Source organism: Rubrivivax benzoatilyticus JA2 = ATCC BAA-35, from assembly GCF_000190375.1.
GTDB classification, from domain to species: domain Bacteria; phylum Pseudomonadota; class Gammaproteobacteria; order Burkholderiales; family Burkholderiaceae_C; genus Rubrivivax; species Rubrivivax benzoatilyticus.
In genome coordinates, this window is the sequence record NZ_AEWG01000076.1 from 19,711 (window position 1) to 41,750 (window position 22,040).

Sequence of the window (22,040 nt, forward strand, 5' to 3'; positions counted from 1 at the left end):
GAATGCTTGCAACAACCCCTTACCCGACTAGCATCGGCAGCGTGAATCCGAGGGGAGGACGCCGCGTGGTCGTGTGCCGCGGGCGCTCCTGATGTCAGTCAGGTCTATCGAGGAGGATTGCATGTCTGAAGCCAAGCGCGTGTCGGCTGTGCCGAGGTCGCTGCTGCTGTCCGCCGTCGCCGTGGCGGCAACGGCGCTGCTGAGCGGGTGTCTGGCCACGGCGCCGACGCTGGGTACCAACAAGGGCACCGTGTCCGGCGCCGCCGGCGGCGAGACCGCCGAGGGCGACAACAGCGCGCTCGAGAAGTGCTCCGAGTCGCTCGGCACGCTGGCCCTGCAGGAAGACACCGCGGCACCCTGGTTCCTGCAGCTGAGCCAGTACAACCTGGGCTCCACCGTGCCGGTGCTGCGCCTGATGATCCAGCAGAGCAACTGCTTCGTCATCGTCGAGCGTGGCGGCGCGATGCGCAACATGGAAATGGAGCGCAACCTGGCGCGCAGCGGCGAGTCGCGCCAGGGCAGCAACTTCGGTGGCGGCCAGGTGGTCGCGGCCGACTACACGATGAGCCCGTCGATCCAGTTCTCCGGCAACACCGGCCGCGCCGGCCTGGCGTCGTTCCTGCCGGGCATGGCCGGCGCGATCGCCGGTGCGGTGCAGACCAACGAGGCGTCGACGACGCTGCTGCTCATCGACAACCGCTCCGGCGTGCAGGTCTCGGCCGCCGAGGGCACGGCGCGCAACTTCGACATCGGCATCCTGGGTGGTGTCGGCCTGCTCGGCGGCCTGGGCGGCGGTGCCTACTCCAAGACTCCGCAGGGCAAGGTCATCGTCGCGGCTTTCGCCGACTCCTACAACCAGATGGTCAAGGCCCTGCGCAACTACAAGGCCCAGACCGTCAAGGGCGGCCTGGGCACCGGCGGCCGCCTGTCCGTGGACGGCGCCACCAAGCCGGCGGCCCCCGCCAAGGCCGCGACGCCGGCCAAGTCGTCGACGCCGGCCAAGACGGCGCCCGCCAAGAAGACGACCGGCACCACGTCCTCCGGCAGCAAGTGATCGTGCGGGGTCACGGGTCCATGTGATCCGTGACCCGCTGCCGCGACCGCGGCTTCGGGTCTCAGTCGACCCTGGCGCCCGACAGCCGGACGACCTTCTGGTACTTCGCCAGCTCGCTCTTGACGAAGGCCGCGAACTGCTCGGGCGTCGTCGGTGCCGGCTCGATCATCAGCGTCGCCATGCGCGACTTCAGCTCCGGCGCCGCCAGCGCGTCGGTGAAAGCCTTGTTCAGCCGCTGCGTCGTGTCCGCCGGCAGGCCGGCCGGGCCGAAGAGGCCGAACCAGGTGCTGATGTCGAAGCCCGGCAGGCCGGCCTCGGCGGCGGTCGGCAGCTCGGGCATCGCGCTGGCGCGGCGCGGCGTCGTCACCGCCAGCGCCTTCAGCTTGCCGTTGCGGATGTTGGCCGAGGCCGCGGCCAGGTTGTCGACGTTGAAGTCGACCTGGCCGCCCAGCAGCGCCAGCTGTGCCGGCGCGGCGCCGCCGTACGGGATGTGCACGGCGTAGACGCCGGCCAGCGACTTCAGCATCTCGCCGGCCAGATGCCCGGCGCTGCCGTTGCCGCCCGAGCCGTAGTTCAGTTGGCCGGGGTGCCGCTTGGCGTAGGCGATGAAGTCGGCGAGCGTCGCGATCTTCAGCCGCGCCGCGGTCTCGGCGTTCATCACCAGCACGTTGGGCACCTGGGCCACCAGCGTGATCGGCGTGAAGTCGCGCACCGGGTCGTACGGCAGCCGGGCGAACAGCCACGGGTTGATGGCGTGCGTGGCGACCGCGCCCATCACGATCGTGTGGCCGTCGGGTGCGCTCCGGGCGACGAAGTCGGCGCCGAGGTTGCCGCCGGCCCCGGGCTTGTTGTCGACGACGACCTGACCCAGGCTGTCCTTGACGCGTTCGGCGAGTGCACGCGCCACCGTGTCCAGCGGGCCGCCGGGCGGGTAGGGCACGACGAGGCGGATCGGGCGGTGGTCGGCGGCGAAGGCCGGCGCGCCGGTGGCGGCCAGCGCGCCGGCCGCGAGCAGGTGGCGACGGGAGATCATCAGGCGGTCGGGCCGTGCTTGTCGGCCTCCGAGGTGAAGGAATCGGCGTAGAACTCGTCGGCCGGCAGGCCGCAGCGGGCGACGAAGTCGCGCTGCGCGGCCTCCACCATCGCCGGCGTGCCGCAGGCGTAGACCTGGTGGCCCGACAGGTCGGGCCAGTCGGCCATCACGGCCTGGTGCACGAAGCCGGTGCGGCCGTCCCAGGCGTCGTCGGCCGTCGGTTCGGACAGCACCGGCACGTAGCGCAGGTTCGGCATCGCCGCCGCGGCTTCGACGCACCAGTCGTGGCGATACAGGTCGGCGCGGCGGCGGCAGCCCCAGTACAGCACGACCGGGCGCTCGATCTTCTCCAGCCGCATCTGCTCGAGGATCGCCTTCACCGGCGCGAAGCCGGTGCCGCTGGCCAGCAGCACGATCGGCTTGGTGCTGTCGGTGCGCAGGAAGAAGCTGCCCAGCGGGCCTTCCAGGCGCAGGATCTCGCGTTCCTTCATCGCGCCAAAGACGTGATCGGTGAACCTGCCGCCCGGCATGTGGCGGATGTGCAGCTCGATGGCCGGCGGCTCGCCGAGCTGCTGCGGCGCGTTGGCGATGCTGTAGGCGCGGCGCACGCCGTCGCGCAGGATGAACTCGACGTACTGGCCGGCGCGGTACTGCAGGTTCTGGTTGGCCGGCAGCTGCAGCTTCAGCACCGCGACGTCGGCCGCGGCGCGTTCGATCGCCAGCACACGCACCGGCATCTTCAGCACCGGGAACTGGCCGGCGGCGGGCACGCCGCGCGCCTCGATGGCGCAGTCGGTCAGCGGCACCGCGCAGCAGCTGAGGATCTGGCCGGCGGCCTCTTCCTCGGGTGTCAGCGCCTTCAGCTGGTGCGCGCCGTGCGTGACGCGGCCGTCGACCAGGCGGCACTTGCACGAGCCGCAGGCGCCGTCGCGGCAGCCGTAGGGCAGGCCCACGCCCTGGCGGATGGCGGCGGCGAGCATCGTCTCGTCGCGCTGGACCTCGAACTCGACCCCGGCGGGCTCGACCTTGACTCTGAAACTCATGGCAGGCGGCACACGTAAACTCACCCGTCATTGTGCCCCGTCCCACCTTGCTCATCGTCGGCTGCGGCGACGTCGGCTGCCGCGTCCTGCAGATCCTGGCCGGCCGCTGGCGCGTGCTGGCGCTCACCTCGTCGCCCGACCGCGTGCCCGCGCTGCGGGCGCTGGGCGCCGTGCCGCTCGTCGGCGACCTCGACCGCCCGGCGACGCTCGGCCGCCTGGCCGGTCTCGCCGACCTCGTGCTGCATCTGGCGCCGCCGCCCGGCGAAGGCGACGGCGACCCGCGCACGCGTGCGCTGCTGCAGGCGCTGGCGCGTGCGGGGCGCGTGCAAACGCTGGTCTACGCCAGCACCACCGGCGTCTACGGCGACGCCGGCGGCGCACGCTTCGACGAGACACGCGCCGTCGCGCCGGCCACGCCGCGCGCCCGGCGGCGTGTCGACGCCGAGGAACAGGTGCGGCGCTTCGGCCGCCGTCACGGCGTGCGCGTCGCGGTGCTGCGTGTTCCGGGCATCTACGCGCCCGATCGCGAAGGCGGTGACCCGCGCGAGCGTGTGCGCCGCGGCGCGCCGCTGCTGCTGCCGCCGCACGACCCGTACACCAACCACGTGCACGCCGACGACCTGGCGCGCATCTGTGTCGCCACGCTGTTGCGCGCCGCGCCGCAGCGCGTCTATCACGCCAGCGACGACGGCGAGTTCACGATGGGCGACTACTACGAGCTCGTCGCCCGCGTCTGCGGCCTGCCGGCGCCGCCGCGAGTCACCCGCGACGAAGCCCGGCGCACGCTGGGCGCGATGACGATGAGCTTCCTGGGCGAGTCGCGCCGGCTCGACAACACCCGCCTCAAGCGCGAGCTGCGCGTCGCGCTGCGTTACCCGACGGTCGTGGAAGGCTTGGCGCCCAAGGGCTGATCGCTACGAAACTTCGTCAAACCACCGGAGCCTCCCTCCCGGAGGGAGGCTGGTGGGTGTTCCGGAGCGAGCTGGAGCACCCTCCTGGAGGGGGCTCGGGGGAGCCCAACGTTCAGAGCCGGAGGCTAGAGACCGTGCGGTGAAGCCGCCCGGCTTCTAGCGCCGGCGCCCGCCGAACGGCGCCTGCCGGCGCCAGTAGCGGATCATCAGGAAGCCGCCGACCATGCCGCCCAGGTGGGCGAAGTGGGCGATGTCGCCGCGGTCCATGAAGCCCAGCAGCAGTTCCAGCGCGCCGAAGACGACGACGAAGGTGCGGGCCTTCATCGGGATTGGCGGGATCAGCAGCATCACCTGCCGGTTCGGGAACAGCATGCCGAAGGCCAGCAGCAGCGCGAACAGCGCGCCCGAAGCGCCGATCGTCGGATTCTGCGAGCCGGTCATCGCCGTCACCGCCATCTGCGCCGCGGCCGCGGCCAGCGCGCCGGCGAGCAGGAACTGCAGGTAGCGCTTCTGGCCCCAGACGCGTTCGAGCTCGGAGCCGAACATCCACAGGCCCAGCATGTTGAAGAACAGGTGGAACAGGCCGCCGTGCAGGAAGGCGTAGCTGACGACCTGCCAGGGCCCGAAGAGCCCGCTGCCGACCGGCCACAGAGCCAGCCACAGCGTCAGCGATTGCGGCACGAAGGTCTGCAGGCAGAACACCGCCGTGCAGATCAGGATCAGCGTCTTGGTGACCGGGGGAAGCGGCGGCATGGATCGGGCCGGACGGGCACGCCCGGCGGAAACGGTCGGGGTGGGGTGGTGCCCGCGGCCAGACTCGAACTGGCACGCCTTGCGGCGGCGGATTTTGAATCCGCTACGTCTACCGATTTCGTCACGCGGGCTCGCGGGGCGGAGCAGGGCTCGCCCGGGGTTCGAACGATTATGTCATGCAGGGTTCCGGCGGCCGGGCGCCGGCGCTGCCACAATGTCTGCCGAGGAGCGACGACGATGGATTCAACGGCCGCACCGGCCTACCCGACCCTGGAAGACGCGATCGGCCGCACGCCGCTGGTGCGCCTGCAGCGCCTGCCCGGAGACGACAACGCCGCCCGCGGCAACGTCATTCTCGGCAAGCTGGAAGGCCACAACCCGGCCGGCTCGGTCAAGGACCGCCCGGCAATCAGCATGATCCGGCGCGCCGAGGAGCGCGGCGAGATCAAGCCCGGCGACACGCTGATCGAGGCGACCTCGGGCAACACCGGCATCGCGCTGGCGATGGCCGCGGCGATCCGCGGCTACCGGCTGGTGCTGATCATGCCGGAGGACCTGTCGATCGAACGTGCGCAGACGATGAAGGCCTTCGGGGCCGAACTCATCCTGACGCCGCGCTCCGGCGGCATGGAGTACGCGCGCGATCTCGCCGAGCGCCTGCAGCACGACGGCAAGGGCCGTGTGCTCGACCAGTTCGCCAACGCCGACAACCCGCGCGTGCACTACGAGAGCACCGGCCCCGAGCTCTGGGAGCAGACCGGCGGGCGCATCACGCACTTCGTCAGCGCGATGGGCACCACCGGCACGATCACCGGCGTCTCGCGCTACCTGAAGGAGCGCAATCCGGCGGTGCGCATCGTCGGTGCCCAGCCGGCCGAGGGCTCGCGCATCCCCGGCATCCGCAAGTGGCCCGAGGCCTACCTGCCGAAGATCTACGACCCGGCGGCGGTCGACGAGACGGTGCTCGTCAGCCAGGCCGACGCCGAGGACATGGCGCGCCGCCTGGCGCGCGAGGAAGGGCTGTTCGGCGGCATCTCGGCGGCCGGCGCCTGCTGGGTGGCACTGCAGATCGCGCGCACGGTGGAGAACGCGACCATCGTCTTCATCGTCTGCGACCGCGGCGATCGCTACCTGTCCACCGGCGTCTTCCCGGCTTGAACGCCGTCGCCGCCCCCATGGGCGACGAAGCCCGCTTCTGCCTGCACTGCGGCACGGCGCTGGCCTGGATCACGCTGGACGAGGACGGCGGCCCGAAGGCGCGGCGGCGCTGCCCGGCCTGCGGCTGGACCCACTGGAACAACCCGACGCCGGTGCTGGCGGCGATCGTCGAGTGCGCCGACCGCGGCGGCCGGCTGCTGCTGGCGCGCAACGCCGCCTGGTCGGGGCGGCTGTTCGCGCTGATCACCGGCTTCATGGAGGCCGGCGAGAGCGCCCAGGACGGCATCCGGCGCGAGGTCGCCGAGGAGACCGGCCTCACGGTCGAGCGGCTGGAACTGGTCGGCGTCTACGACTTCCAGCGCCTGAACCAGGTCATCATCGCCTGGCATGCGACGGCGCGCGGCGAGATCCGGCTTTCGCCCGAACTCGCCGAGTACCGGCTGTTCGAGCCTTCCGAGGTGCGCTGCTGGCCCGCCGGCACCGGCTACGCGCTGGCCGACTGGTTGCGCTCGCGTGGTCACGAGCCGGTGTTCATCGACTGGCCGCCGCGCGATGACGCGGCCCCAGCGGCCTAGAATCCGGCGCGATGGACGCCCTGCCTTTCGACAAGGAACTCGACACCCGCGGGCTCACCTGCCCGCTGCCCATCCTCAAGGCCAAGAAGATGCTGGCCGTGATGAGCAGCGGCGAGGTGCTCAAGGTCGTCGCCACCGACCCGGGGTCGATGCGCGACTTCCAGGCCTTCTCGCGCCAGACCGGCAACGAACTCGTCGACCAGCACGCCGAGGGCGCCGAGTTCGTGCATTGGCTGCGCCGCCGCTGACGGGGTCACGCTGAGACGGGGTCAGGTCTCGCGCTGAGACGGGGTCATGAGACGGGGTCAGGTCTCGTGAGACCTGACCCCGGACCCCCGCCGGTCTCGCGCTAAAGGGGGGTCAGGTCTCATGAGACCTGACCCCGGACCCCCATGAGACCTGACCCCGGTCCCCATGAGACCTGACCCCGGTCCCGCCGCGATCTCACGCGGGCCGGCTGTGGCGGCGCCCGCCGTCTCTTACAGCTCCAGTCCGCGCAGGTAGTCGCGGAAGCCGGGGCCCAGCTCCGGGTGCGCCAGCGCCAGCTCGACGTTGGCCTGCAGGAAGCCTTCCTTGCTGCCGCAGTCGAAACGTTTGCCCTCGTAGCGGTAGGCGAAGACCTTCTCGCGCCGCAGCAGGCTGGCGATGCCGTCGGTGAGCTGGATCTCGCCGCCGACGCCGCGCGGCTGGGTCATGATCTCGTGGAACACGCCCGGGGTCAGGATGTAGCGCCCGGCCACGCCCAGCCGCGACGGCGCCTCGGCCGGCGCCGGCTTCTCGACGATGCGCGTGACGTCGACCAGGCGGTCGTTGACCGGCGTGCCGTCGACGATGCCATAGCGGCGCGTCTGTTCCTGCGGCACTTCCTGCACCGCCAGGATCGAGGCCCGCCACTCGCCGAACTGCTCGACCATCTGCTGGAGCACCGGCGGCTCGCCGACCATCAGGTCGTCGGCCAGCAGCACCGCGAACGGCTCGTTGCCGACGAGGCGCCGGCCGCACAGCACCGCGTGGCCCAGGCCCAGCGCCTGCGCCTGGCGCACGTAGATGCACTCCATGTCGTCGGGCTTGACGCTGTGCACGACCTCCAGCAACTCCTTCTTGTTCGCCTGCTCCAGCGCCACCTCGAGCTCGAAAGTCATGTCGAAGTGGTCCTCGATCGGGCGCTTGTGGCGGCCGGTGACGAAGATCATCTCGCGCACGCCGGCGGCATAGGCCTCCTCGACGGCGTACTGGATCAGCGGCTTGTCGACGACCGGCAGCATCTCCTTGGGCTGGGCCTTGGTCGCCGGAAGGAATCGCGTGCCGAGGCCGGCGACCGGGAATATTGCCTTCTTGACCAACATTTGGTTACATAGAATGAGTTGATTCGAATTTCATTCTGGCACGCGACCCGCCGAGCCGACTTCGGCCCATGTCAGTGCCTGTCTTTGCATGGAAGTGCTGATCGTCGAGCCGCTGGAGCAGCGGGCGCTCGACTGGCTTGGCAAGCGACGTGCCGTTCACCTCGACCCGTCGCTGGCTTCGGACCCTCGCCGTTTCGAGGCGCTGCTCGCCCGGGCCCGGGCCGTGGTCGTGCCGCCGACGATGGCGATGGACGCGCGCCTGCTGCTGTCCGCGCCGGGGCTGCGTGCGGTCGGCCGGCTCGAGGGCGGCCCCGGCACGATCGACCTGATCACCTGCGAGAGCGCCGGCATCGCCGTCGTGCAGCCGGCCGGCGCGGGGTCGGTGGCCGAGGCCGAGTTCGCCACCGCCGCGATGCTGCAGCTGCTGCGCCGCGTGCCGGTGCACGAGGGTCACGGCGTCTTCGTCGGCCGCGAGCTGTCGTCGTCGACGGTGGGCATCGTCGGCATGTCGCCGACGGCGCGGCTGCTGTCGCAGCTGGCCGGCAACTTCGGCGCGCGGGTCGTCGGCTACGACCCGGCGCTGCACGCCTCGGATCTCGCCTGGCGCCAGGCCGGCATCCGCCCGGTGCCGCTGGTCGAGCTGCTCGAGACCTGCGACGTCGTCGTCGTGCTGCTCGCCTACTACTCGCGTTATCACGGCCTGCTCGGCGAGCGCCTGCTCGAGAGCTGCAAGCGTGACCAGGTGATGGTCTGCCTGTCGCCCGCGGCGCTGTTCGACGAGGCGGCGCTGGCTGCGGCGCTGAAGAGCGGGCGCATCGCCGCGGCCTGGTTCGACCGGCTGGAACCCGGCTGGCTGGACCCCGGGCGGCCGCTGAGCGAGGTCGACACCTTGCACGTCACGCCGCGGCTCGCGCCGTCGACACGCGAGGCGCGGGCCCGCGGCGCCTGGGCTCTGGTGCGCCGGCTGGATTCGCTGCTGGGGGTCGCCGACCCCCAGGCGGCGTTCAGCGAGACGGTGCCAGACGTGCTCGTTGGGCTTGCAGGCGGTCCAGCGCCTGCGTGAAGCCGTCCAGCCGCGCCTTTTCCTGCTCGACCACGGCCGCCGGCGCACGCGCGACGAAGCTCTCGTTGGCGAGCTTGGCGCGGGCCTTCGTGATCTCGCCTTCCAGCCGCGTGATCTCCTTGCCCAGGCGGGCGAGTTCGGCCTCGACGTCGATCTCGACGTGCAGCGCCAGCCGCAGGCCGCCGGCCAGCGCCACCGGCGCGGTCTGCGTCGCGGCGGCGAAGGCCGCCTCGTCGGCCGGCACACGCACCTCGGCCAGGCGCGCCAGCGCCTTCAGCAGCGGTGCGGCCTGCTCGACGAAGGCTGCGTCGCCGAACGCGACCAGCGGCACACGCTCGGCCGGCGACAGGTTCATCTCGCTGCGCAGGTTGCGCACCACGCCGACCACGGCCTTCAGCCGTGCCACCCACTCGTCGGCCGCAGCGTCGATCTTCTCCGGCTGGGCGACGGGGTAGGGCGCGCCGGCGACCGAGTCGGCCACCTTGCGGCCGGCCACCGGCGCGACCGTGTCCCACAGCTCGGCGGTGATGAACGGCGCGATCGGGTGCAGCAGGCGCAGCACGGTCTCGAGCACGCGGATCAGCGTGCGCCGCGTCGCGCGCTGCGCGGCGGCGTCGCCGGTGGCGATCTGCACCTTGGCGATCTCGAGGTACCAGTCGCAGTACTCGTCCCAGACGAAGGCGTAGATCGTGTTGGCGACGTTGTCCAGGCGGTACTCGGTGAAGCCCTGGGCCACCGCCTGCTCGACACGCTGCAGCTCGCTGACGATCCAGCGGTCGGCCGGCGAGAACGTCATGTACTCGCCGCAGCTGCCGCTGGCGCAGGCCGCGTCGGCCTGCTCGCCGAGGCCGCAGTCCTGGCCTTCGCAGTTCATCAGCACGAAACGCGTGGCGTTCCAGAGCTTGTTGCAGAAGTTGCGGTAGCCCTCGCAGCGCTTGGCGTCGAAGTTGATGTTGCGGCCCAGGCTGGCGTAGCTGGCCATCGTGAAGCGCAGCGCATCGGCGCCGAACCCGGGGATGCCGGCCGGGAACTCCTTCTCGGTCTCCTTGCGCACACGCGGCGCGGTCTCGGGGCGGCGCAGGCCGGTGGTGCGCTTGTCCAGCAGCGCCGGCAGCTCGATGCCGTCGATCAGGTCGACCGGGTCGAGCACGTTGCCTTCGCTCTTGCTCATCTTCTTGCCCTGCGCATCGCGCACCAGGCCGTGGATGTAGACGTCGCGGAACGGCACCTTGCCGGTGAAGTGCGTCGTCATCATGATCATCCGGGCGACCCAGAAGAAGATGATGTCGAAGCCGGTGACGAGCACCGACGACGGCAGGAACAGGTCCTGCTCGACGGTCTTGTCGGGCCAGCCCAGCGTCGAGAACGGCACCAGCGCCGACGAGTACCAGGTGTCGAGCACGTCCTCGTCGCGCTTGAGCTCACCGGTGTAGCCGGCCGCCGCGGCGCGTTCACGCGCTTCTTCCTCGCTGCGTGCGACGAACATCTCGCCGCCCGTACCGTACCAGGCCGGGATCTGGTGGCCCCACCAGAGCTGGCGGCTGATGCACCAGTCCTGGATGTTGTTCATCCAGTGGTTGTAGGTGTTGACCCACTGCTCCGGCACGAAACGCACCTGGCCCGAGGACACGGCGTCGATCGCCTTGGCAGCGATGCTCTTGCCGTCGGCGCCGGGCTTGTTGACGGCGACGAACCACTGGTCGGTCAGCATCGGCTCGACGATCTGGCCGGTGCGTTCGCAGCGCGGCACCATCAGGCGGTGCTTCTTGGTCTCGACGAGCAGGCCCAGGGCCTCCAGGTCGGCGACGACACGCTTGCGCGCCTCGAAGCGGTCCAGGCCGCGGTAGGCCTCGGGCGCGTTGTCGTTGATCGTCGCCTGCAGCGTCAGCACGCCGATCGACGGCAGGCCGTGGCGCTGGCCGACGGCCCAGTCGTTGGCGTCGTGCGCCGGCGTCACCTTGACGACGCCGGTGCCGAACTCGCGGTCGACGTAGGCGTCGGCGATGACCGGGATCGTGCGCTCGGTGAGCGGCAGTTTCACGCGCTTGCCGATCAGCGCCGTGTAGCGCTCGTCCTCGGGGTGCACCATCACCGCGGTGTCGCCGAGCATGGTCTCGGGCCGCGTCGTCGCGACGACCAGGCTGCCCGAGCCGTCTTCCAGCGGGTAGCGGATGTGCCAGAGGAAACCGTCTTCCTCTTCGCTGGCGACCTCCAGGTCGGAGACCGCGGACTGCAGCACCGGGTCCCAGCTCACCAGGCGCTGGCCGCGGTAGATCAGGCCTTCTTCATAGAGGCGCACGAAGGTCTCGGTGACGACGCGCGAGAGCTTGTCGTCCATCGTGAAGTACTCGTGGTCCCAGCTGACGCTGTCGCCGAGGCGGCGCATCTGGCGCGTGATCGTCGCGCCCGAGGCATGTTTCCAGTCCCAGACGCGGGCGACGAAGTTCTTGCGGCCGAGCTCGTGGCGCGACTCCCCGACGGCCTGCAGCTGGCGCTCGACGACGATCTGCGTGGCGATGCCGGCGTGGTCGGTGCCGGGGACCCACAGCGTGTTGAAGCCGCGCATCCGGTGGTAGCGCGTCAGCGAGTCCATGATCGTCTGGTTGAACGCGTGCCCCATGTGCAGCGTGCCGGTGACGTTGGGCGGCGGCAGCTGGATGCAGAACGAGGGCTTGGCGGTGTCCAGCGTCGGCGCGTGCGCGCCGCTGGATTCCCAGACCGGGGCCCAGCGGGCTTCGATGGCGGCGGGTTCGAACGACTTGGCGAGTTCGGGCATGGGGCTCGTCGGCGGAAGGACGCCGCGGCGCGCACGGACGGCGCGCGCGGGCGGACGATTGGGGGAAGATCGGGATTGTAGGTTGCCGCCCCCAGGAGATCCGCCTTGAGCCAGACCGTCCGTGTGTCGTCGTCCACCGTCCTGCGCCGCGCCGCGCTGGCGCTGCTGCCCGCCCTGCTGGCGGCCTGCGGCGGCGGCGGCGGCGGCGACACCGGCGGCGAGTGCAGCGTGCGCGCGCGCCAGGTCTGGCTGCGCGACTACATGGCCGACTGGTACTTCTGGTACCGGATCTCGCCGCGTCCCGACCCGGCCGGCTACACGACCGTGGACGGCTACTTCGACGCGCTGCTGTACACCGGCAGCAGCGCCGACTTCCCGGCCGACCGCTGGAGCTACGTCGACAGCACCGCCGACTTCAACCGCTTCTGGGGCGAGGGCCGCACGATGGGCTACGGCCTGTCGGTCGCCGGCCTCGAGGTCGAGGGCCGCCCCGACCAGCCGCTGTACGTGCGGGCGGTGGAGCCGAACTCCGACGCGGCGCGGCGCGGCGTGGTGCGCGGTGACGAGATCGTCTCGATCAACGGCATCGGCGCCTCGGCGCTGATCAGCGACGGCAGCTTCTCGGTGCTGACCGCCAACGCCGTCGGCGACACGCTGGCGCTGGTGCTGCGCCGCGACGGCGCGACGCGTGACGTCAGCGTCACGGCCTCCGAGTACGCGCTGGCGCCGGTGCCGGTGACGACGACGCTGACGACCCCCGGCGGGCGCAAGCTGGGCTACGTCGTCGTCAAGGACATGATCTCGCAGGTCAACACGCCGCTGGCCCAGGCCTTCTCGTCGTTTGCCGCCGCCGGCGTGGACGAGGTCGTGCTCGACCTGCGCTACAACGGCGGCGGCCTGGTGTCGGTCGGCACGACGGTCGCGTCCTACGTCGCCGGCGCCGCCAAGGCGGGCCAGGCCTACGCCCGGCTGCTCTACAACGACCGCCACCCGGGCAGCAACCAGAGCTTCCTGTTCCAGAACCCGGCTGCCGCAGCCGGCGTGTCGCGTGTGTTCGTGCTCGTCGGCCCGCGCACCTGCTCGGCCAGCGAGCAGGTCATCAACGGCCTGCGCGGCGTCGGCATCGAGGTCGTGGCGATCGGCGACACCACCTGCGGCAAGCCCGTCGGCTTCCTGCCCGAGGACGACGGCTGCGGCAGCACCTACAGCGTCGTCAACTTCGAGTCGGTCAACGCCCGCTACGAAGGGCGCTACTTCGACGGCTTCGCGCCGACCTGCGCCGTGGCCGAGGACTTCACGCGAGCGCTGGGCGCCGCCGCCGAGCCGCTGCTGGCCGCGGCGGCCTCCTACGCCGACACCGGCGCCTGCCCGGCCGGGGCCCGCGCCCGGGCGATGGCGGCGCCGCAGCGCGGCTGGCGCCAGCCCGAGCCCGACGAGCGCCGCGGCATGATCGCGCGCTGACGGCGCCGGAGCGCGCCGCTCAGGCGGCCGGCTGCGCGCCGGGCACGACGCGGTTCTTGCCGCTGCGCTTGGCCTCGTAGAGCCGGGCGTCGGCGGCGGCCACCAGCGCTTGGCGGCCGTCGGCCTCCTCGCGTTCGGCCAGGCCCGTCGACAGCGTCACGCGCTGCAGCTCCGGCGCGACGGCCGACCAGTCGTGGGCCTCGACGGCCGCACGCATCGCCTCGCAGGCGCGCAGCGCGTCGTTGGCCGAGGCTTCGACGAAGACGACGCAGAACTCCTCGCCGCCGTAGCGTGCGACGAGGTCGATGTCGCGGCAGTGCGCACGCAGCAGCGTCGCCACCTCGCGCAGCACGGCGTCGCCGGCGGCGTGGCCGTGGCGGTCGTTGATGCGCTTGAAGTCGTCGATGTCGATCATCGCCACCGCCAGCGCGTGGCCGTGGCGTGCGGCGCGCGCGTACTCGTCGCGCAGGCGCTCGTCGAGCTGGCGCCGGTTGGCGACGCCGGTCAGCGGGTCGGTGCGCGTCTGCTCGGCCAGGCGCGCGCTCTCCAGCCGGGCCATCGCCGCGTCGTGGCGCGCGCGGGCCACGTCGTACTGCACCTGCAGCGCACGCAGCTTGCGGTCGGAGTCCTCGTTGAACTGCGCGCGCTCGGCTTGGTGGAAGGCCTCGTGCTGCGCGAGCGCGGCCTCGAAGCGGCCGGCCTTCTTGTGCAGCGCCCACAGCGCCTTGTGCGCGCGTGCGACGTGCTGGCGGCTGCCGCGTTCGAGCGCGATCCGCACCGCACGCTCCAGCGACTCGCAGGCTCCGGCGTCGTCGCCGTCGGCAGCCTGCAGCTCGCCCTGCAGCACGAGGGCGAAACACTCGGCGTTCGGGTAGCCCGCCGCCTGGGCCCGCGGCACGACCTCGGCCAGCGCGGCGCGCGCCTCGTCGCGCCGGGCCAGCGCGAGCAGCGGCTCGACCATGTTCAGCCGCGCGATGACGCAGCCGCCCGCGGGCTCGGGCTGGCCGGCGTCGATCTCGATCGCCTGCCGCAGGTGCTGCAGCGCCTCCTCGTGGCGGCCGAGGTTCTTGCAGTTGATGCCCATGTTGTTGAGCACGTGCACGCTGCGTGCGGCGTCGCCGGCCCGCTCGTAGAGCGCCAGCGCCTCGCGGTACTGCACCAGGCCGGCTTCCGGATCGCCGCCCTTGGACAGCACGACGCCGATGCTCAGCAGCGTGCCGGCGAGCTGGACGGGGTCGCCCAGCGTTCTGGCGATCTCGGCCGAACGCGAGCCCCATTCGAGCGCGGCATCGAGCACGCCGGCCTCGTCGCAGGCGATGGCCAGCGCACGCAGCACCTGGCATTCGAGCTGCAGTTCGCCGGACGGCACCAGGCCACGAGCGGCCTGCAGCTCGTCCAGCGCTTCGGCATGGCGGCCGAGGAAGCTCAGCCCCAGGCCGCGCACACGCCGTGCCGCGGCCAGCGTCGCCAGCGGCAGCGCGGCCGACAGCGCCAGCGCCTGGTCGGCCAGGTGCAGCGTCTGCGCCGGCCGGGTGTAGTAGAGCTTCTCGGCCTCGGCGAGCAGCGTGCCGGCCTCGCGGTCGGCCGCTTCGGGGCTGTCCTGGGCGGCCGGGGTGTTCACGTCACATGAACAGGTGTTCGCCGGCGTTCTCGCCGCCGAGGATCACGTAGTTGACCTTCTTCAGGTCGGCCAGCGTGCTGCCGCCGGCGTAGCTGATCGAGCTCTGCAGGTCCTCGCGCATCTCGCGCAGCGTGTCGGCCAGGCGGCCCTTGATCGGCTCGAGGATGCGCTTGCCCTCGACGTGCTTGTACTCGCCCTTGTTGAAGTCGCTGGCCGAGCCGTAGTACTCCTTGTAGAGCTTGCCGTCGACCTCGACGGTCTGGCCCGGGCTCTCCTCGTGGCCGGCGAACAGCGAGCCGATCATGACCATCGTCGCGCCGAAGCGCACGCTCTTGGCGATGTCGCCGTGGTGGCGGATGCCGCCGTCGGCGATGATCGGCTTGGTCGCCACGCGAGCGCACCACTTCAGCGCCGACAGCTGCCAGCCGCCGGTGCCGAAGCCGGTCTTCAGCTTGGTGATGCAGACCTTGCCCGGGCCGACGCCGACCTTGGTCGCGTCGGCGCCCCAGTTCTCGAGGTCGATGACGGCCTCGGGCGTCGCCACGTTGCCGGCGATGACGAAGGCCTGCGGCAGCCGCGTCTTGATGTGCTCGATCGTCTTGCGCACGCTCTCGGCGTGGCCGTGGGCGATGTCGATCGTGATGTAGTCGGCGCCGACGCCGTCGGCCGCCAGGCGGTCGATGGTCTCGTGGTCGTGCGGCTTGACGCCCGAGCTGATCGACACGAACAGGCCCTTGTCGCGCATGCGGCGCGCGAACTCGACGCTGTCGAGGTCGAAACGGTGCATGACGTAGAAGTGGCCGGATGCGGCGAGCATCTCGGCGATCGTCTCGTCGAGCACCGTCTTCATGTTCGCCGGCACCACCGGCAGCTTGAAGCGGCGTCCGCCGAAGACGATCGAGGGGTCGCATTCGCTGCGGCTTTCGACGCGGCATTTGCGCGGCAGCAGCAGGATGTTGTCGTAGTCGAAGATTTCCATGGCCGGGCTCCGTGATCCGTGAGAGGCGATGGACCCGGCTGCAGGGCGCCGGCGGCGGCGCGCGCACTGAATCGGCGGCCGGTGTGCCGGACGCAAGAAATCGAGTCCGGTGACCGATTCTACGCAGCGGCGCGCGGCGGGCGCGGCGCGGGGTTCTCCGAAGGACCTGCGTGTTACGCTGCGTGTCAGAGGTGACCAGGGACCGGAACGACGGGACGCGAGCCGGTCAGCGCCATGAACACTGCCATCGAGGAGCTGGGCCAGCGGCTTCGGCAGGAGCGCATCGCGCTCGCGTTGCTGTTGCTGGCCGTCGCGCTGGTGCTTGCCTGGGCACGGGTCCGCGCACGTGACGACGCCCTGGAGGCGGAGGGCGCGCGCCTGGCCGACCAGGCCAGCGCGGTGCGCGAGGTGCTGGCGCTGCAGGTCGGCGCGACGCGTTCCGCGTTGATCGCGCTGCGCTCCGGCCTTGCCGGCCCGACCGGCGCCGCACCGCTGCGTGCCTTCGCCGCCGCCACGCCCCAGGTCGGCGACGTGCTCCGGCTGGATGCCGCGGGCCGCGTGCTTGCCTCCAGCCGCGACATCCCCGCCGGCGCGACGGTCCCGGTGCTGCCGGCGTCACGCGACCCGGACCTGCTGTACCTGCTGCCGCCCGACGAGGACGAGCGCGGCCGGCGCCGGCTGCTGATGCTGCTGACGATGCCCGACGGCGGCTGGCTGGGCACCGAGCTCGACGCCGCGCATGCCGAGGCCGTGCTCGGCGCGGTGCGCTACGCGCCTGACATGCAGGTGTCGCTGGCGCACGGTGGCGGGCGCTTGCTGCTGAGCGTGCCGCCGGTGCCCGGACAGGCCGGCGTCGACCTGGCGCGCAGCAGCCCGGCGTTCGCCGCCCACCGCGGCAGCGGCCGCAACCTGAGCGTGCAGCGCGCGCGCAGCGTGCTGTCGGGCGACGAGCGCCTGTTCGCGCTGGCGACGCTGCGTGCGCCGCAGCTGCCGCTGGGCGGCGACATCGAGTTCGGCACCAGCCGCCGCATCGACGCGGTGCTCGAGCCCTGGCGCACGCAGACGCTGCTGGCCGCCGCCGCCTTCTTGCTGGTGTCGGCGCTCGTGGCGGCCGGGCTGGTGGTCATGCAGCGGCGCCAGCGCCTGGCGCTGGAACAGCTGCGCGTGCAGTCCGAGCGCCTGTCGCTGGCGCTGCGCGGCGCCGACCTGGGGCTCTGGGACAACGACTGGACACGCGACCACGGCACCGTCAACGAACGCTGGTGCGAGATCCTCGGGCTGCCGCCGTCCGACGGCCGCGACATGCGGGCGGTCTGGATCGAGCGCCTGCACCCCGACGACCGCGATTCGGTGCTCGAGGCCGAGCGCCGTCATCTCGAAGGCCACAGCCCGGCCTACGAGGTGCTCTACCGCTTGCGCCACGCCGACGGACGCTGGATCTGGGTGCTCGACCGCGGCAAGGTGCTGCAGCGTGATGCCGACGGCCGGCCGCTGCGCATGGCCGGCACGCTGCTGGACATCGACACCCGCATGCGCGAGCAGCAGGCGCTGGCGGCCAGCGAACGCCGGCTGGCGATCACGCTGCGCTCGATCGGCGACGGCGTCGTCGTCACCGACCGCGACGGCTGCGTCACGCGCATGAACACGATGGCCGAACGCCTGACCGGCTGGAGCGAGGCCGACGCGCTGGGCCGGCCGCTGACCGAGGTCTTCCGCATCGTCAACCAGCGCACCGGCGAGCCGGTGCCCAACCCGGCCGAGCAGGTCATCGCCACCGGCCGCATCGTCGCGCTGGCCAACGACACGGCGCTGCTGGCGCGCGACGGCCGGCGTCTGTACATCGAGGACAGCGCCGCGCCGATCCCCGGCGACGACGGCGGCGTCACCGGCGTCGTGCTCGTCTTCAGCGACGTCACCGAACGCTACGTCGCCCGCCAGGCGCTGCGCGAGCGCGAGCGGCTGCTGGCCGGCATCACCGACGCGCTGCCGGGCCCGGTGGCGCGGCTGGACCTGGACGGCCGCTACCGCTTCGCCAGCGCCGCCTACCGCGACTGGTTCGGACTCGACCCGGCGACCGTCGTCGGCCGCAGCATTCCCGAGGTGCTGGGCGAGCCCCTGCACCGCTTCGGGCTGCCCTACCTGCGCCGGGTGCGTGCCGGCGAGGCGGTGCGTTTCGACCTGCCGATGAAGACCGCCGACGGCCAGCAGCGCCACGCCCTGGTCACGCTGCTGCCCGACCGCGACGCCGACGGCACCGTCTGCGGCCACTTCGCCGTCACCTTCGATATCGGCGAGCTCAAGCGCACCGAGGAGGCGCTGCGCGCCAGCGAGCGCAGGTTGCGCGCGCTGCTGGACAACCTGATGACCGGCGTCGTTGTGCACGAGCCCGACCTGCGTGTGCGCGAGGCCAATGCCGCGGCGCTGGCCATGCTCGGGCTGGCCGACCAGCAGGCGCTGCGCGATCGTCCCGAGGCCGACTGGCAGGTCGTCGACGAACTCGGCGAGCCGCTGACGCACGACGAGCTGCCGGCGCCGCGCGTGCGCCGCAGCGGCCGGCGCATCGCCGACATGGTGATCGGCCTGCGCCGCCCCGACGGCCGCCAGCTCTGGGCGCTGTGCAACGCCGTGCCGCTGGTCGACGACGACGGCCGGCTCGAGTCCATCGTCGTCGCCTTCGCCGACATCACCGCGCGGCGCGAGGCCGAGCGCCTGGAGCGCCGGCTGCGCGACACGCAGAAGATGGAGGCCATCGGCACGCTGGCCGGCGGCATCGCGCACGACTTCAACAACATCCTCGCCGGCATCCTGGGCCGGCTGACGCTGGCGCGCGAGGACGCGGCCGCGTCGCGCCCGGTGCACGAACACCTGGACCAGGCGATGCAGGCCGGGCTGCGCGCGGTGGCGCTGGTGCGCAAGATCCTCGAGTTCAGCCGCGGCGAGACCGGCGCGATGACGCTGCAGCCGGCCGCGCCGGTCATCGAGGAGACGCTGGGCATGCTGCGCGCGATGGTGCCGCCCGGCGTGCAGCTGCAGGCCGTGCTGCCTGCCGATCCGGTGGCCGTGCGCGTCGACGGCACCCAGCTGCAGCAGGTGCTGCTGAATCTCGCCACCAACGCCTGGCATGCGCTGCCGGCCATCGGCGGCCGCGTCGAGGTGGGGCTGGAGCGTCTCGACGCCGCGCAGGCGCGCGCGCTGGGCGAGCCGGCGCTGGCCGAGGGCCCCCGTCGCCCATCTCTGGGTGCGCGACGACGGTCACGGCATCGCGCCCGACGTGCTGTCGCGCATCTTCGAGCCCTTCTACACGACCAAGCCGGTGGGCAAGGGCACCGGGCTGGGCCTGTCGGTGGTGCACGGCATCGTGCTGGCCCACGGTGGTGCGATCCGCGTCGACAGCCGGCTCGACGCCGGCAGCACCTTCCACGTCTATCTGCCGTCGCCCGAGGCCCCCGAGCCGGCGCCGCCGCCGGTCGTCGGCACGTCCGCGGCGCCTCGGCCCGCGGCCTCGGGCGCGCACGTGCTGCTCGTCGACGACGACCCGATCGTCGCCGCGGTGCACGGCCAGCTGCTGCGCCGCGCCGGCTACCGCGTGCAGGTCTGCGACTCCGGCCGCGAGGCGCTGGCGCTGCTGGAGCGCTCGCCGGACGGCTTCGACGCCGTCGTCACCGACCACAACATGCCCGACACCTCGGGTGTCGAGCTCGCGCGCCGCATCGTGCAGGTGGCGCCGGCGTTGCCGGTGCTGCTGTGCTCGGGCTTCGTCGACGATGCGCTGCACGCCCAGGCCGCCGAGGCCGGCGTGCGTGTCGTCGTGCCCAAGGAGGACGCCTACGAGCGCCTGGTGCCGGCGCTGGCCACGGTGCTGGCCGCAGGGGGCGGCTCCTAGAATCCCGGGATGCATCTCCAAGACGCGCAGCTGCTGCGCAACCTGAATCCCGAACAGCTCGCCGCCGTCACGCTGCCGGCCGTGCCCGCGCTGATCCTCGCCGGTGCCGGCTCCGGCAAGACGCGCGTGCTGACGACGCGCATCGCCTGGCTGCTGGCCACCAACCAGGTGTCGCCGGGCGGCGTGCTCGCCGTCACCTTCACGAACAAGGCCGCCAAGGAGATGCTGACGCGGCTGGGCACGATGCTGCCGTTCGCCGTGCGCGGCATGTGGATCGGCACCTTCCACGGCCTGTGCAACCGCCTGCTGCGCGCCCACTGGAAGGCCGCCGGGCTGCCGCAGAGCTTCCAGATCCTGGACAGCGGCGACCAGCTCTCGGCCGTCAAGCGGGTCGTCAAGGCGATGAACCTCGACGAGGAGCGTTTCGTGCCCAAGCAGGTGGCGTGGTTCATCGCCGCCCAGAAGGAAGAGGGCCGCCGCCCGGCCGCCGTCGAGGCCTTCGACGAGCACACGCGCAAGCTGGTGCAGGTCTACGAGGCCTACGAGGAGCAGTGCCGGCGCGAAGGCGTCGTCGACTTCGCCGAGCTGATGCTGCGCAGCTACGAGCTGCTGCGCGACGACGAGCCGCTGCGCGAGCACTACCGCCGCCGCTTCGGCCACGTGCTCGTCGACGAGTTCCAGGACACCAACCGGCTGCAGTACGCCTGGCTGAAGATGTTCGCGCCGCCGGGCGCCCAGGGCCAGGGCGTGTTCGCCGTCGGCGACGACGACCAGAGCATCTACGCCTTCCGCGGCGCGCGGGTCGGCAACATGGCCGACTTCGAGCGCGAGTACCGCGTCAGGAGCGTCATCAAGCTCGAGCAGAACTACCGCTCGTTCGGCAACATCCTCGACGCCGCCAACGCGCTGATCGCGCACAACGCGCAGCGCCTGGGCAAGAACCTGCGCACCGACGCCGGCCCCGGCGAGCCGATCCGCGTGCAGGAGGCGGCGAGCGACTACGCCGAGGCCCAGTGGCTGCTGGACGAGGCGCGCGAGCTGCACCGCGGCGGCATGCCGAGGAGCGAGATCGCCGTGCTCTACCGCAGCAACGCGCAGAGCCGCGTCATCGAGAGCGCGCTGTTCAACGCCGGCATTCCGTACCGCGTCTACGGCGGCCTGCGCTTCTTCGAGCGCGCCGAAGTCAAGCACGCGCTGGCCTATCTGCGGCTGCTGGAGAACCCCGACGACGACACCAGCTTCCTGCGTGTCGTGAACTTCCCGGCGCGTGGCATCGGCGCGCGTTCGATCGAGCAGCTGCAGGACGCGGCGCGGGCCAGCGGCCGCAGCCTGGCGCAGAGCGTCGGCGCGGTGCCGGGCAAGGCCGGCCTGAACCTGCAGGGCTTCGTGCACAAGCTCGACACGATGCGCAGCGCCACGCAAGGCCTGACGCTGCGCGAGATCATCGAGCACGTGGTGCATGAGAGCGGGCTGCTGGACTTCTACCGCACCGAGAAGGAAGGCCAGGACCGCATCGAGAACCTGCAGGAACTGGTCAACGCCGCCGAGAGCTTCGTCACCCAGGAAGGCTTCGGCAAGGACGCGGTGGCGCTGCCGCTGGACGAACACGGCCCCGGCACGCTGGCCGGCGGCGGCGAGACCGCGATCCCGTCACCCGACGCCGAGACCGGCGAGATCGTCTCGCCGCTGGCGGCCTTCCTGACGCACGCCTCGCTGGAAGCCGGCGACAACCAGGCCCAGGCCGGCACCGACGCCGTGCAGCTGATGACGGTGCACTCGGCCAAGGGCCTGGAGTTCGACGCCGTGTTCATCACCGGCATCGAGGAAGGCCTGTTCCCGCACGAACAGTCGCTGTCCGACGCCGACGGCGTCGAGGAGGAGCGGCGGCTGATGTACGTCGCCATCACGCGGGCCCGCAAACGCCTGTACCTGAGCTTCAGCCAGACGCGCATGCTGCACGGCCAGACGCGCTACAACGTCAAGAGCCGCTTCTTCGACGAGCTGCCCGAGGGCGCGCTGAAGTGGCTGACGCCGCGCCAGCAGGGTTTCGGCTCGGGCTACGCGCGCGAGTACCGCCAGGCCTGGGACCGCGGCCAGGGGCTGTCGGGCATCGTCGGCGCCGGGCGCGTCGAGCGTGCCGAGCCCTGGCAGCAGCCGGTGCCGTTCACGCCCAAGGCGCCGGCGGCGCCGGCCGGGCAGGCGCCGCTGCGCACCGGCCAGGCGGTGTTCCACACCAAGTTCGGCGAGGGCGTGGTCGTCACGCTCGAAGGCAGCGGCGAGGATGCGCGCGCCCAGGTGCGTTTCGGCCGCCACGGCGTCAAGTGGCTGCTGCTGGCGATGGCCAAGCTGACGCCGATCGAGTGACCGGCAGGGTGCCGGCCGGG

At 71.9% G+C, this 22,040-nt stretch carries 16 protein-coding genes, 1 tRNA gene and 1 pseudogene; 10 read left to right on the forward strand and 8 right to left on the reverse strand.

The window, feature by feature from the left end; all coding sequences use genetic code 11:
* Positions 1-121: 121 nt before the first annotated feature.
* Complete coding sequence (locus tag RBXJA2T_RS09140; RefSeq protein WP_009857066.1) at positions 122-1,054, forward strand: CsgG/HfaB family protein; 933 nt, start codon at positions 122-124, stop codon at positions 1,052-1,054.
* Positions 1,055-1,115: 61 nt separating this feature from the next.
* Here the strand turns inward: RBXJA2T_RS09140 and RBXJA2T_RS09145 are convergent, their stop codons facing one another.
* Both RBXJA2T_RS09145 and RBXJA2T_RS09150 read right to left on the reverse strand, forming a co-directional pair.
* Positions 1,116-2,087 carry a Bug family tripartite tricarboxylate transporter substrate binding protein gene (locus RBXJA2T_RS09145; protein ID WP_009857067.1) on the reverse strand — a complete coding sequence of 324 codons (972 nt, stop codon included), beginning with the start codon at positions 2,085-2,087 and terminating at the stop codon, positions 1,116-1,118.
* Complete coding sequence (locus tag RBXJA2T_RS09150) at positions 2,087-3,130, reverse strand: CDP-6-deoxy-delta-3,4-glucoseen reductase (protein WP_009857068.1); 1,044 nt, start codon at positions 3,128-3,130, stop codon at positions 2,087-2,089. The genes RBXJA2T_RS09145 and RBXJA2T_RS09150 overlap by 1 nt, the downstream gene beginning before the upstream one ends.
* A gap of 32 nt (positions 3,131-3,162) precedes the next feature.
* On the opposite strand from RBXJA2T_RS09150, the gene RBXJA2T_RS09155 reads away from it, so the two are divergent.
* Positions 3,163-4,041 (forward strand): SDR family oxidoreductase, encoded by an 879-nt coding sequence (locus RBXJA2T_RS09155; RefSeq protein ID WP_029718614.1) that lies wholly within the window; start codon positions 3,163-3,165, stop codon positions 4,039-4,041.
* Positions 4,042-4,197: 156 nt separating this feature from the next.
* Here the strand turns inward: RBXJA2T_RS09155 and RBXJA2T_RS09160 are convergent, their stop codons facing one another.
* Entirely contained in the window at positions 4,198-4,794 is a 597-nt protein-coding gene (locus tag RBXJA2T_RS09160; RefSeq protein WP_009857070.1) for a rhomboid family intramembrane serine protease, read from the reverse strand.
* Positions 4,795-4,840: 46 nt separating this feature from the next.
* Positions 4,841-4,925: transfer RNA gene (locus RBXJA2T_RS09165), tRNA-Leu, on the reverse strand.
* Between the two features lie 106 nt (positions 4,926-5,031).
* On the opposite strand from RBXJA2T_RS09165, the gene cysM reads away from it, so the two are divergent.
* Genes cysM through RBXJA2T_RS09180 form a run of 3 tightly spaced genes read left to right on the forward strand, consistent with a single transcriptional unit; the run spans position 5,032 to position 6,775 of the window.
* Positions 5,032-5,952, forward strand: a complete 921-nt coding sequence (cysM, locus tag RBXJA2T_RS09170; RefSeq protein ID WP_009857071.1) for a cysteine synthase CysM — start codon at positions 5,032-5,034, stop codon at positions 5,950-5,952.
* Positions 5,953-5,969: 17 nt separating this feature from the next.
* Entirely contained in the window at positions 5,970-6,527 is a 558-nt protein-coding gene (locus tag RBXJA2T_RS09175; RefSeq protein ID WP_009857072.1) for an NUDIX domain-containing protein, read from the forward strand.
* Between the two features lie 11 nt (positions 6,528-6,538).
* A complete protein-coding gene (locus RBXJA2T_RS09180; RefSeq protein WP_009857073.1) occupies positions 6,539-6,775 on the forward strand; it encodes a sulfurtransferase TusA family protein in 237 nt (78 codons plus the stop codon).
* Between the two features lie 231 nt (positions 6,776-7,006).
* Here RBXJA2T_RS09180 and galU read toward each other — a convergent pair whose 3' ends face one another.
* Positions 7,007-7,873 (reverse strand): UTP--glucose-1-phosphate uridylyltransferase GalU, encoded by an 867-nt coding sequence (galU, locus tag RBXJA2T_RS09185; RefSeq protein WP_009857074.1) that lies wholly within the window; start codon positions 7,871-7,873, stop codon positions 7,007-7,009.
* An 88-nt stretch (positions 7,874-7,961) separates the two neighbouring features.
* Between galU and RBXJA2T_RS09190 the strand changes: the two genes are divergently transcribed.
* On the forward strand, positions 7,962-8,936 hold the full coding sequence (locus RBXJA2T_RS09190) for an NAD(P)-dependent oxidoreductase (RefSeq protein WP_009857075.1): 975 nt from the start codon (positions 7,962-7,964) through the stop codon (positions 8,934-8,936).
* On the opposite strand, the gene RBXJA2T_RS09195 is transcribed toward RBXJA2T_RS09190, so the two are convergent.
* On the reverse strand, positions 8,878-11,712 hold the full coding sequence (locus RBXJA2T_RS09195; RefSeq protein ID WP_009857076.1) for a valine--tRNA ligase: 2,835 nt from the start codon (positions 11,710-11,712) through the stop codon (positions 8,878-8,880). The two genes, RBXJA2T_RS09190 and RBXJA2T_RS09195, sit on opposite strands and share 59 nt — an antisense overlap.
* A gap of 105 nt (positions 11,713-11,817) precedes the next feature.
* On the opposite strand from RBXJA2T_RS09195, the gene RBXJA2T_RS09200 reads away from it, so the two are divergent.
* Positions 11,818-13,173, forward strand: a complete 1,356-nt coding sequence (locus RBXJA2T_RS09200) for a S41 family peptidase (RefSeq protein WP_009857077.1) — start codon at positions 11,818-11,820, stop codon at positions 13,171-13,173.
* Positions 13,174-13,192: 19 nt separating this feature from the next.
* On the opposite strand, the gene RBXJA2T_RS09205 is transcribed toward RBXJA2T_RS09200, so the two are convergent.
* Both RBXJA2T_RS09205 and RBXJA2T_RS09210 read right to left on the reverse strand, forming a co-directional pair.
* Positions 13,193-14,794 carry a diguanylate cyclase gene (locus RBXJA2T_RS09205; protein WP_009857078.1) on the reverse strand — a complete coding sequence of 534 codons (1,602 nt, stop codon included), beginning with the start codon at positions 14,792-14,794 and terminating at the stop codon, positions 13,193-13,195.
* A gap of 1 nt (position 14,795) precedes the next feature.
* On the reverse strand, positions 14,796-15,773 hold the full coding sequence (locus RBXJA2T_RS09210; protein ID WP_009857079.1) for a GMP reductase: 978 nt from the start codon (positions 15,771-15,773) through the stop codon (positions 14,796-14,798).
* A 1,302-nt stretch (positions 15,774-17,075) separates the two neighbouring features.
* Here RBXJA2T_RS09210 and RBXJA2T_RS20705 point away from each other — a divergent pair.
* From RBXJA2T_RS20705 to RBXJA2T_RS09220, 3 genes and pseudogenes are all read left to right on the forward strand, one after another.
* Positions 17,076-18,659 (forward strand): annotated as a pseudogene (locus tag RBXJA2T_RS20705) (PAS domain-containing protein); the annotation flags it as partial.
* A gap of 352 nt (positions 18,660-19,011) precedes the next feature.
* A complete protein-coding gene (locus RBXJA2T_RS20710) occupies positions 19,012-19,656 on the forward strand; it encodes a response regulator (RefSeq protein ID WP_237704874.1) in 645 nt (214 codons plus the stop codon).
* A 9-nt stretch (positions 19,657-19,665) separates the two neighbouring features.
* Positions 19,666-22,020: a UvrD-helicase domain-containing protein gene (locus RBXJA2T_RS09220; RefSeq protein ID WP_009857081.1), complete on the forward strand. Its 2,355-nt coding sequence runs from the start codon at positions 19,666-19,668 to the stop codon at positions 22,018-22,020.
* The last annotated feature ends 20 nt before the right edge of the window (positions 22,021-22,040 follow it).

What these genes read in the sequence shown, in the direction of transcription:
- RBXJA2T_RS09140 (WP_009857066.1), top strand. Translation starts at nt 122, where the DNA reads ATGTCTGAAGCCAAGCGCGTGTCGGCTGTGCCGAGGTCGCTGCTGCTG.
- RBXJA2T_RS09145 (WP_009857067.1), bottom strand. Translation starts at nt 2,087, where the DNA reads ATGATCTCCCGTCGCCACCTGCTCGCGGCCGGCGCGCTGGCCGCCACC.
- RBXJA2T_RS09150 (WP_009857068.1), bottom strand. Translation starts at nt 3,130, where the DNA reads ATGAGTTTCAGAGTCAAGGTCGAGCCCGCCGGGGTCGAGTTCGAGGTC.
- RBXJA2T_RS09160 (WP_009857070.1), bottom strand. Translation starts at nt 4,794, where the DNA reads ATGCCGCCGCTTCCCCCGGTCACCAAGACGCTGATCCTGATCTGCACG.
- cysM (WP_009857071.1), top strand. Translation starts at nt 5,032, where the DNA reads ATGGATTCAACGGCCGCACCGGCCTACCCGACCCTGGAAGACGCGATC.
- RBXJA2T_RS09175 (WP_009857072.1), top strand. Translation starts at nt 5,970, where the DNA reads ATGGGCGACGAAGCCCGCTTCTGCCTGCACTGCGGCACGGCGCTGGCC.
- RBXJA2T_RS09180 (WP_009857073.1), top strand. Translation starts at nt 6,539, where the DNA reads ATGGACGCCCTGCCTTTCGACAAGGAACTCGACACCCGCGGGCTCACC.
- galU (WP_009857074.1), bottom strand. Translation starts at nt 7,873, where the DNA reads ATGTTGGTCAAGAAGGCAATATTCCCGGTCGCCGGCCTCGGCACGCGA.
- RBXJA2T_RS09190 (WP_009857075.1), top strand. Translation starts at nt 7,962, where the DNA reads ATGGAAGTGCTGATCGTCGAGCCGCTGGAGCAGCGGGCGCTCGACTGG.
- RBXJA2T_RS09195 (WP_009857076.1), bottom strand. Translation starts at nt 11,712, where the DNA reads ATGCCCGAACTCGCCAAGTCGTTCGAACCCGCCGCCATCGAAGCCCGC.
- RBXJA2T_RS09210 (WP_009857079.1), bottom strand. Translation starts at nt 15,773, where the DNA reads ATGGAAATCTTCGACTACGACAACATCCTGCTGCTGCCGCGCAAATGC.
- RBXJA2T_RS09220 (WP_009857081.1), top strand. Translation starts at nt 19,666, where the DNA reads ATGCATCTCCAAGACGCGCAGCTGCTGCGCAACCTGAATCCCGAACAG.